General features: G+C 68.2%; 13 protein-coding genes. All 13 read left to right on the plus strand.

Annotated features, from left to right (window positions below):
• The 13 genes from ACTWNK_RS04125 (at position 1) to nuoN (ending at position 14,771) form a co-directional block, all read left to right on the plus strand.
• On the plus strand, positions 1–552 hold the full coding sequence (locus ACTWNK_RS04125; protein ID WP_474302164.1) for a NuoB/complex I 20 kDa subunit family protein: 552 nt from the start codon (positions 1–3) through the stop codon (positions 550–552).
• Complete coding sequence (locus tag ACTWNK_RS04130; protein WP_474302165.1) at positions 549–1,214, plus strand: NADH-quinone oxidoreductase subunit C; 666 nt, start codon at positions 549–551, stop codon at positions 1,212–1,214. Before ACTWNK_RS04125 ends, ACTWNK_RS04130 begins: the two co-directional genes overlap by 4 nt.
• The gene (locus ACTWNK_RS04135) at positions 1,211–2,536 is read left to right on the plus strand and encodes an NADH-quinone oxidoreductase subunit D (protein WP_474302166.1); all 1,326 of its coding nucleotides are present in this window, start codon (positions 1,211–1,213) and stop codon (positions 2,534–2,536) included. The genes ACTWNK_RS04130 and ACTWNK_RS04135 overlap by 4 nt, the downstream gene beginning before the upstream one ends.
• Positions 2,533–3,189: an NADH-quinone oxidoreductase subunit NuoE gene (nuoE, locus tag ACTWNK_RS04140; protein WP_474302167.1), complete on the plus strand. Its 657-nt coding sequence runs from the start codon at positions 2,533–2,535 to the stop codon at positions 3,187–3,189. The genes ACTWNK_RS04135 and nuoE overlap by 4 nt, the downstream gene beginning before the upstream one ends.
• Positions 3,186–4,475, plus strand: a complete 1,290-nt coding sequence (nuoF, locus tag ACTWNK_RS04145; RefSeq protein ID WP_474302168.1) for an NADH-quinone oxidoreductase subunit NuoF — start codon at positions 3,186–3,188, stop codon at positions 4,473–4,475. Before nuoE ends, nuoF begins: the two co-directional genes overlap by 4 nt.
• Positions 4,472–6,850 carry an NADH-quinone oxidoreductase subunit G gene (locus tag ACTWNK_RS04150; RefSeq protein ID WP_474302169.1) on the plus strand — a complete coding sequence of 793 codons (2,379 nt, stop codon included), beginning with the start codon at positions 4,472–4,474 and terminating at the stop codon, positions 6,848–6,850. Before nuoF ends, ACTWNK_RS04150 begins: the two co-directional genes overlap by 4 nt.
• Positions 6,847–8,175: an NADH-quinone oxidoreductase subunit NuoH gene (nuoH, locus tag ACTWNK_RS04155; RefSeq protein ID WP_474302170.1), complete on the plus strand. Its 1,329-nt coding sequence runs from the start codon at positions 6,847–6,849 to the stop codon at positions 8,173–8,175. Before ACTWNK_RS04150 ends, nuoH begins: the two co-directional genes overlap by 4 nt.
• Complete coding sequence (nuoI, locus tag ACTWNK_RS04160) at positions 8,162–8,677, plus strand: NADH-quinone oxidoreductase subunit NuoI (protein WP_474302171.1); 516 nt, start codon at positions 8,162–8,164, stop codon at positions 8,675–8,677. The genes nuoH and nuoI overlap by 14 nt, the downstream gene beginning before the upstream one ends.
• Entirely contained in the window at positions 8,670–9,434 is a 765-nt protein-coding gene (locus ACTWNK_RS04165) for an NADH-quinone oxidoreductase subunit J (protein ID WP_474302172.1), read from the plus strand. Before nuoI ends, ACTWNK_RS04165 begins: the two co-directional genes overlap by 8 nt.
• On the plus strand, positions 9,431–9,727 hold the full coding sequence (gene nuoK, locus ACTWNK_RS04170) for an NADH-quinone oxidoreductase subunit NuoK (RefSeq protein ID WP_474302173.1): 297 nt from the start codon (positions 9,431–9,433) through the stop codon (positions 9,725–9,727). The genes ACTWNK_RS04165 and nuoK overlap by 4 nt, the downstream gene beginning before the upstream one ends.
• A 69-nt stretch (positions 9,728–9,796) precedes the next feature.
• Positions 9,797–11,644, plus strand: coding sequence for an NADH-quinone oxidoreductase subunit L (gene nuoL / locus ACTWNK_RS04175; RefSeq protein WP_474310825.1), 1,848 nt, complete (start codon positions 9,797–9,799; stop codon positions 11,642–11,644).
• The gene (locus tag ACTWNK_RS04180) at positions 11,644–13,185 is read left to right on the plus strand and encodes an NADH-quinone oxidoreductase subunit M (protein ID WP_474302174.1); all 1,542 of its coding nucleotides are present in this window, start codon (positions 11,644–11,646) and stop codon (positions 13,183–13,185) included. Before nuoL ends, ACTWNK_RS04180 begins: the two co-directional genes overlap by 1 nt.
• Positions 13,182–14,771, plus strand: coding sequence for an NADH-quinone oxidoreductase subunit NuoN (gene nuoN / locus ACTWNK_RS04185; protein WP_474302175.1), 1,590 nt, complete (start codon positions 13,182–13,184; stop codon positions 14,769–14,771). Before ACTWNK_RS04180 ends, nuoN begins: the two co-directional genes overlap by 4 nt.
• Positions 14,772–14,773: the final 2 nt, after the last annotated feature.

Below are 14,773 nucleotides of genomic sequence, written 5' to 3' on the forward strand. Positions count from 1 at the left end.
ATGGGACTTGAAGAGAAACTCCCGAGCGGGTTCATCCTCAGCACGGTCGAGCAGGCCGCGGGCTGGGCGCGCAAGAACTCCGTGTGGCCCGCCACCTTCGGGCTCGCCTGTTGCGCCATCGAGCTGATGGCCACCGGCGCCTCGCACTACGACCTCGCGCGCTTCGGCATGGAGCGCGCTTCGGCGTCTCCGCGCCAGGCCGACCTGATGATCGTCGCCGGTCGTGTGTCACAGAAGATGGCCCCGGTCCTGCGCCAGATCTACGACCAGATGGCCGAGCCCAAGTGGGTCATCGCGATGGGCGTGTGCGCCTCCAGCGGCGGCATGTTCAACAACTACGCCATCGTGCAGGGCGTCGATCACATCGTCCCCGTCGACATCTACCTGCCGGGCTGCCCGCCCAGGCCCGAGATGCTGATCGACGCGATCGTGAAGCTGCACGACAAGATCCAGAACATGAAGTTCGGCGCGCACCGGGCCCAGCAGATCGACGACCTCGAACTGCGTGCCCTCCGTTCGCTGCCGCTCATCGACCAGGGGGCGGGGAAGTGACCTCCGACAACCTGCCCAGCGTCCCCGAGACGCCGGTGGCCAGGCACGGCATGTTCGGGTCCAAGGACTCGGGCGACACCTCGGGCTACGGCGGCCTCGTCGTGAGGCGAGCACCGCAGCTGTCCACCCAGCGCCCGTACGGCGGCTACTTCGACGAGGTCGTCGACCTGCTCGAAGCGGGCGTCGAGGACGGCGTCGAGCGCGTGGTCGTCGACAGGGGCGAGCTGACCCTGCACGTCAGGCGGGACAAGCTGGTCGAGGTCTGCCGCAGGCTCCGCGACGAGCCCGCCCTGCGCTTCGAGCTCTCGCTCGGCGTCTCGGGCGTGCACTACCCGCATCTGGAGGGTGAGGAGCTGCACGCGGTCATCCACCTGTGCTCGATCACCCACAACCGCCGTGTGCGCGTCGAGGCCAGCTGCCCCGACACCGACCGGCACATCCCCTCGACCGTCGGCGTCTACCCGACGCACGACTGGCACGAGCGGGAGACCTACGACTTCTTCGGCATCGTCTTCGACGGCCACCCCGGCCTGACCCGGATCATGATGCCCGACGACTGGGACGGCCACCCGCAGCGCAAGGACTACCCGCTCGGCGGCATCCCGGTCGAATACCGCGGCGCCGAGATCCCCGCGCCGGACCAGAGGAGGTCCTACGCATGACGACTCACGCAGAAGAGGCCGCCGAGGGCAAGGTCTACTCGGTCAACGGCCAGGACTGGGACGACGTCGTCGGCGCGGTCCGCGACTCCGACGAGGAGCGCCTCGTCATCAACATGGGGCCGCAGCACCCGTCGACGCACGGCGTGCTCAGGCTCATCCTGACCCTCGACGGCGAGACGGTCACCGAGGCCCGCACCGGCATCGGCTACCTGCACACCGGCATCGAGAAGAACATGGAGTTCCGCACGTGGACCCAAGGGACCACGTTCGTCACCCGCATGGACTACCTCGCGCCGATCTTCAACGAGACCGCGTACTGCCTGGGCGTCGAGCGGCTGCTCGGCATCGAGGAGCGGGTGCCCGAGCGCGCTCAGGCCATCCGCGTGATGATGATGGAGCTCAACCGGATCTCCTCGCACCTGGTGGCGATGGGCACGTTCGGCATGGAGCTCGGCGCGACCACGCCGTTCCTCTTCGGCTACCGCGACCGTGAAATGATCATGGACCTGTTCGAGTACATCACGGGTCTGCGGATGAACATGGCCTACATCAGGCCCGGTGGCGTGAGCGTCGACCTGCCCGCGGGCGCGGTCGACAAGGTGGGCGAGTTCCTCAAGGAGTTCCCCAAGCGGATCAAGGACATCCGCAAGCTCCTCGACGAGAACCCGGTCTACACGCGCCGTACGAAGGACGTGGCCTACCTCGACCTGACCGGCTGCATGGCGCTGGGCGTCACGGGGCCGATCCTGCGGGCCGCCGGCCTGCCGTGGGACCTGCGCAAGTCGCAGCCGTACTGCGGCTACGAGACCTACGACTTCGAGGTCGCGACCCAGACCACGTGTGACGTGTTCGGCCGCTACCTGGTCCGCATGCAGGAGATGGAGGAGTCGCTGAAGATCATCAAGCAGGCTCTCGACCGTCTCGCCGGACCGCTGAAGAACAAGCCCGTGATGATCGACGACAAGAAGATCGGCTGGCCCGCGCAGCTCGCGCTCGGCCCCGACGGGTTCGGCAACTCGCCCGACCACATCGCGCACATCATGGGCTCGTCGATGGAAGCGCTCATCCACCACTTCAAGCTGGTGACCGAGGGCTTCCGCGTTCCGGCCGGCCAGGCCTACGCCAGTGTCGAGTCGCCGCGCGGCGAGCTCGGCGCCCATGTGGTCAGCGACGGTGGCACCCGCCCCTACCGGGTGCACTTCCGCGAGCCGTCCTTCACGAACCTGCAGACCGTGCCCCCGATGTGCGAGGGCGGCCAGATCGCCGACGTCATCTCGGCTGTGGCCTCGATCGACCCCGTCATGGGAGGTGTGGACCGGTGACCTACTCGCCGGAAGTCCGCGAGCGCCTCGAGCGCGACGCCAAGGAGATCATCGGGAAGTACCCGAAGGCCCGCTCGGCCCTGCTTCCGCTGCTGCACCTGGTCCAGTCGGAGGACGGCTACGTCTCCGACGCCGGACAGGAGTTCTGCGCCGAACTGCTGGGCCTGAGCAAGGCCGAGGTCGTGGGCGTCTCGACGTTCTACACGATGTACAAGCGCAGGCCGATGGGCGAGCACCACGTGGGCGTGTGCATCAACTCCCTGTGCGCCGTCATGGGCGGCGACGAGATCTGGGAGGAGTTGTCGGAGCACGTCGGCGTCGGCCACGACGAGACGACCGGCGACGGCAAGATCTCCCTTGAGCGCCTGGAGTGCAACGCGGCCTGCGACTTCGCACCCGTGATGATGGTCAACTGGGAGTTCTTCGACAACCAGAACCCCGAGTCGGCCAAGCAGCTCGTCGACGACCTGCGCGACGGCAAGGACGTCTCGCCCACCCGCGGCCCGAAGAAGCTCTGCTCCTTCAAGGAGGCCTCCCGGGTGCTGGCCGGACTGCCCGACGGCCTCGCCGCGGACGGCCCCTCGGCCGCCGGAGCCTCGCTCGAAGGCCTCAAGGTCGCCAAGGCCAACGGATGGAAGGCCCCCGAGGCATGAGCACTACACTGACGCCGGTCCTCACCGCCAACTGGGACCAGCCGAACTCCTTCACCCTTGAGGGCTACGGCGACTACTCCGCCGCCAAGAAGGCCCTGGCCATGGACCCCGACGCGGTCATCCAGGCCGTCAAGGACTCCGGGCTGCGCGGCCGAGGCGGCGCGGGCTTCCCCACCGGTATGAAGTGGGGCTTCATCCCGCAGGGCGACGGCAAGCCGCACTACCTCGTCGTCAACGCCGACGAGTCGGAGCCGGGCACCTGCAAGGACATCCCGCTGATGATGGCCAACCCGCACTCGCTGGTCGAGGGCGTCATCATCACGTCGTACGCGATCAGGGCCAACCACGCCTTCATCTACGTGCGCGGCGAGGTGCTGCACGTCATCCGCAGGCTCCAGGCGGCGGTCGCCGAGGCGTACGCCAAGGGGTTGCTGGGCAAGGACCTCTTCGGCACCGGCTACGACCTGGAACTCGTCGTGCACAGCGGCGCGGGCGCCTACATCTGTGGCGAGGAGACGGCGCTGCTCGACTCGCTGGAGGGCTTCCGTGGCCAGCCGCGACTCAAGCCCCCCTTCCCGGCCGTGGCGGGCCTCTACGCCTCGCCCACTGTGGTGAACAACGTCGAGTCCATCGCCAGTGTTCCCTCGATCATCGCCAACGGCGCCGACTGGTTCGCGGGCATGGGCACCGAGAAGTCCAAGGGCTTCGGCATCTTCTCCCTCAGCGGCCACGTCACCAGGCCCGGCCAGTACGAGGCCCCGCTGGGCATCACGCTGAACGAGCTACTCGGCATGGCGGGCGGCATCAGGGCCGGGCACCGGATCAAGTTCTGGACCCCGGGCGGCTCCTCCACGCCGATCTTCACCGACGAGCACCTCGACGTGCCGCTCGACTTCGAGGCGGTCGGCGCCAAGGGGTCGATGCTCGGCACCCGGGCGCTGCAGATCTTCGACGAGACGACCTGCGTGGTCCGCACGGTCCTGCGCTGGACGGAGTTCTACGCGCACGAGTCGTGCGGCAAGTGCACGCCGTGCCGTGAGGGCACGTACTGGCTCAAGCAGGTGCTCAAGCGGCTGGAGAAGGGGCAGGGCACCGAAGAGGACCTGACCACGATCACCGACATCGCCGACAACATCCTCGGCCGCTCCTTCTGCGCCCTGGGCGACGGTGCGACCAGCCCGATCCACTCGTCGGTGAAGTACTTCCGCGACGAGTACCTCAAGCACTTCGAGATCGGCGGCTGCCCGTTCGACCCGAAGAAGTCCACTGTGTGGGGTGACAAGTGAGCGCCGTGGTTGAGACCGCGACCGATCTGGTGACCGTCACCATTGACGGTTTCCAGGTCTCCGTGCCCAAGGGCACGATGATCATCAGGGCGGCCGAGCTGCTCGGGATCCAGATCCCGCGCTTCTGCGACCACCCGCTGCTCGAACCGGCGGCCAACTGCCGCCAGTGCCTCGTCGACATCCCCGACGCCGGAAACGGCCGCGGCTTCCCCAAGCCGCAGCCCTCCTGCGCCATCGAGGTCGCCCAGGGCATGGTGGTGGCGACCCAGCTCACCAGCCCGGTCGCGGAGAAGGCCCAGCGCGGTGTCATGGAGCTGCTGCTCATGAACCACCCGCTGGACTGCCCGGTCTGCGACAAGGGCGGCGAGTGCCCCCTGCAGAACCAGGCGATGTCCAACGGCCAGGGCGAGTCGCGCTTCCACGAGCACAAGCGCACCTTCCCCAAGCCGCTGCCGCTGTCGACGCAGGTGCTGCTCGACCGCGAGCGCTGCGTGCAGTGCGCCCGATGCATCCGCTTCTCCGACGAGATCGCGGGCGACCCGCTCATCGACTTCTTCGAGCGCGGGGCCAAGGAGCAGGTCGGTGTCGCCGACGGCAGGCCTTTCGAGTCCTACTTCTCCGGCAACACCATCCAGATCTGCCCCGTCGGCGCGCTGACCAGCGCGGCCTACCGGTTCAGGGCCAGGCCGTTCGACCTGGTCTCGACGCCGAGCGCCTGCGAGCACTGCGCCTCCGGCTGCGCCCTGCGCACCGACCACAGGCGCGGCCGGGTCACCCGCAGGCTCGCGGGCAACGACCCGCAGGTCAACGAGGAGTGGAACTGCGACAAGGGCCGTTTCGCCTTCGCCTACGCCACCCAGCCCGACCGCCTGAAGAGCCCGCTGGTCCGTAACGAGGACGGCCTGCTCGTCCCGGCGTCCTGGCCGGAGGCGCTCGCCGTCGCGGCCGAGGGCCTGGCCAAGGCGCGCGGCAAGGCGGGCGTGCTGGTGGGCGGCCGGGTGACGGTGGAGGACGCCTACGCCTACTCCAAGTTCGCCCGCGTCGCACTCGCCACCAACGACATCGACTTCCGCGCTCGCCCGCACTCGGCCGAGGAGGCGCAGTTCCTCGCGCACGCGGTCGCGGGCAAGGGCATCGAGATCTCCTACACCGACATCGAGCAGGCGCCCGCCGTCCTGCTGGTCGGCCTTGAGCCGGAGGAGGAGGCGCCCGGCGTCTTCCTGCGCCTGCGCAAGGCGTGGCGCAAGAAGGGCCTGCGGGTCACCGCGGTCGCGCCTTTCGCCACCCGGGGCCTGGCCAAGATGGGCGGCACGCTCGTGCGTGCGACGCCCGGCACCGAGGCCGAGGTCGTGGGCGGCCTCATGGGCACGCTGACGCCCGGCACGATCATCCTGGCCGGTGAGCGGCTCGCCACCGTGCCGGGTGCGCTGAGCGCCCTGCTGCGGCTGAGCGCGTCGGCCGAGGCCAGGATCGCCTGGATCCCCCGCAGGGCCGGTGAGCGCGGCGCCGTCGAGGCGGGCGCACTGCCGAACCTGCTGCCGATCGGCCGTCCCGTCGACGACGAGGCCGCGCGGGCCGAGGTGGCCAGGGCGTGGAACGTCGCCTCGCTTCCGGCCACGCCCGGCCGTGACACCGAGGGCATCCTCATCGCCGCACTCGGCGAGGAGATCGAGGCGCTGGTCGTGGCCGGGGTCGACCCCTACGACCTGGCCGACCCCGAGGCGGCGCTCGCCGCCCTGGAGAACACGCCGTTCATCGTCAGCCTGGAGACGCGCGCGAGCGCCGTCACCGACCGCGCCGACGTGGTGCTGCCGGTCGCGGTCGTGCAGGAGAAGGCAGGCACGTTCGTGAGCTGGGAGGGCAGGGGCCGTACCTTCGAGGAGGCCCTTCCCGTGCCCGGCGTGCTCAGCGACATCAAGGTGCTGGCCGCCATCGCCGACCACATGGACGTCCACCTGGGCCTGCCCGACGCCACCACGGCTCGCCGCGAGCTCGGCGGCCTGGGCGCCTGGCGGGGCGCCAGGGTCGCCGCTCCCTCGGTCAACGCCCGCACGCCGGACGCGCCGAAGGCCGGAGAGGCCGTCCTGGCCACCTGGCACCACCTGCTGGACGCCGGTCGTCTCCAGGACGGCGAGCCGTACCTGGCCGGCACCGCTCGTGAGGCCGAGGCGCTGCTGTCGGCGGCCACGGCGGCCGAGATCGGTGTGGCCGACGGTGACAAGGTCGTCGTCGGGGGCACGGTGAGCCTGCCGGTGCGCGTGGCCGACCTGCCCGACCGGGTGGTCTGGGTGCCGACGAACTCGGCCGGCTGCTCGGTGACCCGTGACGTGCGCGCGGTCGCCGGCGACATCGTCAAGATCGGGAGCGCTTCATGAGCCTGCCAGTCCTCGCGGCGGACCTGACCGACTTCGGCAAGGATCCGCTCTGGATCATCATCATCAAGGCCGTGGCGGTCTTCGTCTTCCTGATGGTGTGCGTGCTGTTCGGCGTCTGGTACGAGCGCAAGCTCATCTCCAGGATGCAGAACCGCTACGGACCCAACAGGGCGGGCAAGTTCGGTCTGCTGCAGTCGGTGGCCGACGGTCTGAAGATGGGCCTCAAGGAGGACCTCTTCCCGAGGACCGTCGACAAGGTCATCTACCTGTTGGCCCCGGTCATCATGGTGATCCCGGCCTTCCTGGCCTTCTCCATCATCCCGTTCGGCCCCGTGGTCTCGCTGTTCGGCGTGCAGACGCCGCTGCAGCTGGTCGACATGCCGATCGCGGTGCTGTTCATGCTGGCGATGGGCGCGGTCTCGGTCTACGGCGTCGTGCTGGCCGGTTGGTCGTCGCGCTCGCCGTACGCGCTGCTCGGTGGGCTTCGGTCGGCCGCGCAGGTGGTCTCGTACGAGATCGCGATGGGGCTGTCGTTCGTGGCGGTCTTCCTGTTCGCCGGGACGCTGTCGACCTCCGAGATCGTGGAGTCGCAGGCGGCGGGCGGCGAGGTCGTGGGCATCCCGATGCCCTCGTGGTACGTCGTGCTGCTGCTGCCCTCCTTCCTGATCTATGTCGTGTGCATGTTCGGCGAGGCCGCCCGCGTGCCGTTCGACCTGCCCGAGGGTGAGGGCGAGCTGGTCGGCGGGTTCCAGACGGAGTACTCCTCGTCGCTGAAGTTCGCGCTGATCATGATGGGCGAGTACCTCCACACCTTCACCGCGTCGGCGATGGCGATCACGCTGTTCCTCGGCGGGTGGCGGGCGCCGTTCCCGATCTCGTTGTGGGACGGGGCCAATGTCGGCTGGTGGCCGGTGCTGTGGTTCTTCATCAAGTTCGTGCTCGTGTTCTCCTTCATCGTGTGGGTGCGCGCCTCGCTGCCGCGTGTGCGTTACGACCAGCTCATGGCGCTCGGCTGGAAGATCCTCATTCCGCTGAACCTGGCCTGGATCCTCCTGGTCGCCACCATGCGCGCCCTGCGTGTCCCGGAGAACCGCGGGCCGGTCACCTATGTCATCGCGGCCCTCGTGCTCATCGGCGCCTTCGCCGTGTGGGCCAGGTTCGACACCGTGAACCAGCGCCGCAAGGAAGCGAAGAAGGCCCAGGTCGCCGCCGAGTTCGAAGAGCTCGACGCCGAGCCCACCGCAGGCGGGTTCCCTGTGCCGCCGCTCGACCTGCCGCACTACCACGGGGTGCAGCGCAAGGAGGTTCCCAGTGGGAGCAACTGATTGGCTGAACCCCGTCAAGGGCTTCGGCGTCACCTTCCATACGATGTTCAAGAAGCCCGTCACCACGAACTACCCGGAGGAGAAGAAGCCGACGGCTCCTCGCTTCCACGGGCGCCACCAGCTCAACCGCTGGCCCGACGGGCTGGAGAAGTGTGTCGGGTGCGAACTCTGCGCCTGGGCGTGTCCGGCCGACGCGATCTTCGTGGAGGGCGCGGACAACACCGACGAGGAGCGCTTCTCGCCGGGCGAGCGCTACGGCAGGACGTACCAGATCAACTATCTGCGGTGCATCCTGTGCGGCCTGTGCATCGAGGCCTGTCCGACGCGGGCGCTGACGATGACCAACGAGTACGAGCTGGCCGACTCCAGTCGTGAGAGCCTCATCTACACCAAGGAGATGCTGCTCGCACCGCTGACGCAGGGCATGGAGCAGCCGCCGCACCCGATGCGCCTGGGCGAGACGGAAGAGGACTACTACCTGCTGGGGCGGAACAATGGGTGAGACCGTCACCTTCTGGGTGCTCGCCGTCGTCTCCGTCGGGGCCGCGCTCGGCATGGTGTTCAGCCGAAAGGCGGTGTACTCGGCGCTGATGCTCGGCGGCGTGATGCTCTGCCTCGCCGTGCTGTACGCCGTGCAGGAGGCGCCGTTCCTGGCCGCCGTGCAGATCATCGTCTACACCGGCGCGATCATGATGCTGTTCCTGTTCGTGCTCATGCTGGTCGGCGTCGACTCCTCCGACTCGCTGGTCGAGACGATCAAGGGGCAGCGCTTCTGGGCCGCGGTCGCGGGCATCGGCTTCGCCACGCTGGCCGTCACGGCCGTCGGCAACGTGCTGTTCACGCCCGCCGTCACCGGTCTCGGCACCGCGACGGCGGAGAAGGGCGGCAATGTCGTGGCCCTGGCGAGCCTGCTGTTCACCCGGCACGTGTTCGCCTTCGAGATCACCTCGGCGCTGCTGATCACCGCGGCGCTCGGTGCGATGGTCCTGGCCCACCGCGAGCGTGCCGAGGCCAAGCCCACGCAGAAGGACCTGTCCCGCGCGCGCTTCCTCGGCCCCACGCCGCACGGCCTGCCCGGCCCCGGCACCTACGCCAGGAACAACGCCATCGACATGCCCGCGCTGCTGCCCGACGGCTCGGTCGCCGAGTCCTCGGTCAACCGCTACATCGCGCGCTACGACGTCGCGCAGGACCACCTGCCCGCCGATCCCAAGCTCGCCGAGGCGATCAAGCACGCGGCCGACGAGGAGGCGAAGTGACGACGAACTACCTGGTGCTGAGCGCGCTGCTGTTCAGCATCGGCGCGGTCGGCGTGCTGATCAGGCGAAACGCGATCGTCGTGTTCATGTGCATCGAGCTCATGCTCAACGCCGCGAACCTGGCCTTCGTCACCTTCGCCAGGCAGCACGGCAACCTCGACGGTCAGCTCATCGCCTTCTTCGTGATGGTGGTGGCCGCGGCCGAGGTCGTGATCGGCCTGGCCATCATCGTGACGATCTTCCGAACCCGCCGGTCCGCGTCCGTTGACGACGCGAACCTGCTGAAGTACTAGAGGCGCCCTGTGGAATCTCCCGTAGAGATCATCCCGAACTCCGGCGGAGCGATCGGGGTCTCCTGGCTGATGATCGTGCTGCCGCTGGTCGGCGCCGCGATCCTGCTGCTGGGCGGCCGCCGTACCAACCGCTGGGGTCACCTGCTCGGCACCGCGCTCTCGCTTGGCTCGTTCGTCGTGGCGGTGCTGGCCTTCCTGCAGATCCTCGGACTTGACGAGGCCTCGCGCAGGCAGTCGGTCTTCCTGTACGAGTTCATCCCCGGCATGGCCGACATGGGGCTGCTGATCGACCCGCTGTCGATCAGCTTCGCCCTGCTGATCACCGGTGTCGGATCGCTGATCCACATCTACTCGATCGGCTACATGTCGCACGACAGCGACAGGCGCAGGTTCTTCTCCTATCTGAACCTGTTCGTCGCGGCCATGTTGCTGCTGGTGCTGTCGGACAACTACCTGGGCCTGTTCATCGGCTGGGAGGGCGTGGGTCTCGCGTCGTACCTGCTGATCGGGTTCTGGCAGTTCAAGCCGTCGGCGGCGACCGCGGCCAAGAAGGCGTTCATCGTCAACCGCGTCGGCGACCTCGGCCTGCTCATCGGCATGTTCGTGATGTGGACGACGTTCGGCTCACTGGCGTTCGGCGACGTGCTCGGCAAGGTCGGCGAGGCCTCGTCGGCCACGACGACCGCGGTCGGCCTGCTGCTCCTGCTCGGCGCGTGCGGCAAGTCCGCCCAGCTGCCGCTGCAGTCCTGGCTGCTGGACGCGATGGAGGGCCCGACCCCGGTCTCGGCCCTCATCCACGCCGCCACCATGGTCACCGCCGGTGTCTACCTGGTCGTGCGCTCCGGCGCCTTCTTCCAGGCCTCCGACACCGCCTCGCTGGTCGTCACCATCGTCGGTGTGGCCACGCTGCTGGCCGGTGCGATCATCGGTTGCGCCAAGGACGACATCAAGAAGGGCCTGGCCGGCTCGACGATGTCGCAGATCGGCTACATGATGCTGGGCGCGGGTCTCGGCCCGGCCGGCTACGCCTTCGCCATCGCGCACCTCATCGCGCACGGCTTCTTCAAGGCCGACATGTTCCTCGGCGCCGGTTCGGTCATGCACGCCATGAACGACGAAGTGGACATGCGCAAGTACGGCGGCCTGCGCAAGGCCATGCCGATCACCTTCGCCACGTTCATGGTCGGCTACCTGGCCATCATCGGCTTCCCGTTCCTGTCCGGGTTCTACACCAAGGACGGGATCATCGAGACGGCCATGGAGCACGGCGCCTGGATGGGCTGGCTGGCCATTCTCGGCGCGGGCATCACCGGCTTCTACATGTCGCGCATGGTCTTCATGACCTTCTTCGGCGACAAGCGCTGGGACAAGGACGCACACCCGCACGAGTCGCCCGCCGTCATGACGGTCCCGCTCATGCTGCTGTCGGTCGGCGCGGTCGTGCTGGGCTTCTTCCTGGTGCAGAACAACAGGTTCATGCACTTCCTCGCACCGGCCGTCGGCCTGCCCGAGCGCCAGCCCGAGTGGCACGTGTTCAGCACCACCCCCGTCGCGCTGGGCTCGCTGGCCCTGGTGGCCGTCGGCGCCGCGTTCGCGTGGGTGCGCTACGGCAGGGCCGCCGTCCCCGTCGTCGCGCCGCGTGGTTCCTTCCTGACCACCTTCGCCAGGCGTGACCTGTACGGCGACGCGCTCAACGAGTCGCTGTTCATGCGTCCCGGCCAGTGGCTGACCAGGTTCGCCGTGTTCTTCGACAACCGCGGCATCGACGGCCTGGTCAACGGGCTGGCCGCGGCGATCGGCGGGACGTCGGGCCGGTTGCGCCGGATCCAGACCGGTTTCGCCCGGACGTATGCGTTGTCCATCCTGCTCGGCGCCGCCGTGGTCGCCGGCGCTCTGCTTCTCGTAGGGAACCTGTGATGCCCTGGCTTTCCATCCTCATAGCGGTGCCCGTCCTGGGCGCCGTGGGAGTGGCCCTCGTCCCCAAGGGCAACGACAAGCTGGCCAAGCAGCTCACCCTGCTGGTCTCGCTGATCGTCCTGGGACTCACGCTGGCCATGGCTGTCGGCTTCAGTCCGAAGGGCGACAGGTTCCAGTTCGTCGAGACCTATGACTGGATCCCGAGCTTCGGGGTGCACTGGGGGCTCGGCGTCGACGGCATCGCGCTCACGCTGATCGCACTGTCGGCCGTACTCGTGCCGATCGTGGTGCTGGCCTCCTGGCACGACGCCGATGGCGCCAAGACGGCCGAGGGCGCGGTCATCACGCCCAAGCGCTCGGTGAAGACGTACTTCGCGCTCCTGCTGGTGCTGGAGGCGATGATGATCGGCGTCTTCGCGGCGACCGACATCTTCCTGTTCTACGTCTTCTTCGAAGCCATGCTGATCCCGATGTACTTCATGATCGGCTCCTACGGCGGCGCCCAGCGGTCCTACGCGGCCGTGAAGTTCCTGCTGTACTCGCTGTTCGGCGGCCTGCTCATGCTGGTGGCCGTCATCGGGCTGTACGTCGTCGCGGCCAAGGGCACGTTCATGTTCCCCGAGCTGATCGGCGTGATCGAGGACCCGACGACGCAGAAGTGGCTGTTCGCCGGCTTCTTCATCGCCTTCGCCGTCAAGGCGCCGCTGTGGCCCTTCCACACCTGGCTGCCCGACGCCGCCGCGCAGGCTCCCGCCGGTGCGGCCGTCCTGCTGGTCGGCGTGCTGGACAAGGTCGGCACGTACGGCATGCTGCGTTTCTGCATCGAGCTGTTCCCGGACGCCTCGAAGTACTTCACGCCGCTGGTCATCGTGCTTTCGGTGGTCGGCATCATCTACGGCGCGATCGTGGCCATCGGCCAGACCGATATGAAGCGCCTCATCGCCTACACCTCGATCTCGCACTTCGGCTTCATCGCCATGGGCGTGTTCGCGATGACCGCCGACGCTCAGGCCGGGGCGGCGCTGTACATGGTCAACCACGGCTTCGCTACCGGCGCGCTGTTCCTGGTCGCGGGCTTCCTCATCGCGCGGCGCGGTTCGCCGTACATCGCCGACTACGGGGGTGTGCAGAAGGTCGCGCCGGTGCTGGCCGGGGCCTTCCTCATCGCCGGTCTGGCCGGGCTCTCGCTTCCCGGGCTGTCGTCGTTCGTCTCCGAGTTCATGGTGATGATCGGGACGTTCGAGCGTTACGCGCTGCCGGCGATCCTGGCGGCCACGGCCGTCGTGCTCGCCGCGGTCTACATCCTGTGGATGTACCAGCGGGCCATCAACGGCCCGACGAGCGAGTCGGTCAAGAGCTTCACCGACCTCAACGGGCGGGAGAAGTGGGTGGTCGCGCCGCTGATCGCACTGATCATCGGGTTCGGCTTCTTCCCCAAGCCCCTGCTCGACGTGATCAACCCCGCGGTTGAGCACACGCTCTCCAACGTGAAGGTGGACACGTTCACCCCGGCCATCGCTGAGAAGGAGGCAGGCCAGTGAATCCGCTGGACCCGCCGGTCATCGAGTACGGCACGCTCGCGCCGATGCTGGTCGTGTTCGCCGCGGCCGTCGTCGGCGTGCTCATCGAGGCGTTCGCGCCCCGGTACCTGCGCAAGTCGATCCATGTCCCGCTGACGCTGCTGAGCCTGCTCGGCGCGTTCGTTCTGGTGATCTTCCAGGCGATCAGGTCGGGCGCGCCGACCACGCCGTCGGCGATGGGCGCGGTCGCGGTCGACGGGCCCGCCCTGTTCTTCTGGGGCATCATCCTCGTGATGGCCTTCGTCAGCGTCCTGCTGGTCAACGACGAGGACCACTTCGTCGCCTCGGCCGCCGCCGTACCCGGCAGTGCGGACGAGGAGCGGGCCGAGATCGAGGGCGCGGGACACACCGAGATCTACCCGCTGGTCCTGTTCGCGGTGGGTGGCATGCTGCTGTTCGCCTCGGCCAACGACCTGCTGATCATGTTCGTCGGCCTCGAGGTCATGTCGCTGCCGCTGTACCTGCTGTGCGGCCTGGCCCGTCGCCGCCGCCTGCTGTCGCAGGAGGCGTCGATGAAGTACTTCCTGCTCGGCGCGTTCTCCTCGGCGTTCTTCCTGTACGGCATGGCGCTGATGTACGGCTTCGCCGGTTCGGTCGACCTGGTGAAGATCAACGCGGCGCTGGCCACGGTCGGCGGCATGGACACGCTCCTGCTGGCCGGTCTCGGCCTCATGGGCGTCGGCCTGTTCTTCAAGATCGGCGCTGCGCCGTTCCAGGCCTGGAAGCCCGACGTGTACCAGGGTGCGCCCACGCCGATCACCGCGCTCATGGCGTCGGGCACGCTGGTGGCCGCCTTCGGCGCGCTGCTGCGTGTGTTCTGGGTCGGCCTCGGCAACCTGGACTGGGACTGGCGTCCGGTCATGTGGGGCGTCGCGATCCTGACGATGATCGTCGGTGCGATCCTGGCGATCACCCAGACGGACATCAAGCGCATGCTGGCCTACTCGTCGATCGCGCACGCGGGCTTCCTGCTCATCGGCGTTGTCGCTACGAACGACGACAAGCTCGGACCTAACGGTCAGGTCGTCGAGACCGCCGCCGCGCAGAACGCCGATTCGCTCTCAGCGATCATGTTCTATCTCCTCGTGTACGGCATCTCGACGATCGGCGCGTTCGCCGTGGTCACGATGGTGCGCGACGCGGGCGGCGAGGCGGGGCACCTGTCGCGCTGGGCCGGTCTCGGCAAGCGGTCGCCGGTACTCGCGGGTATCTTCGCGTTCTTCCTGCTGGCCTTCGCGGGCATCCCGCTGACCAGCGGTTTCTTCGGGAAGTACGCCGTGTTCACCGCCGCCGTCTCCAGTGGGGCCACCCCGCTGGTCGTCGTCGGCGTGGTGACGTCGGCCATCGCCGCGTTCTTCTACGTCAGGGTCATCGTGCTGATGTTCTTCAGCGACCCGGCGCCCGACGGCCCGACCATCGCCATGCCCTCTGTGGGCACCGCGGCGGTCATCGCTCTGGCGGCAGCGGTTACGGTAGGACTCGGGGTCTTCCCGCAGCCCGTGCTGGACATCGCCGACAAGGCTGCGTCTACCTTGTTCATCCGTTAAGG

It is taken from the genome of Nonomuraea sp. IBHARD001 (genome assembly GCF_056106265.1).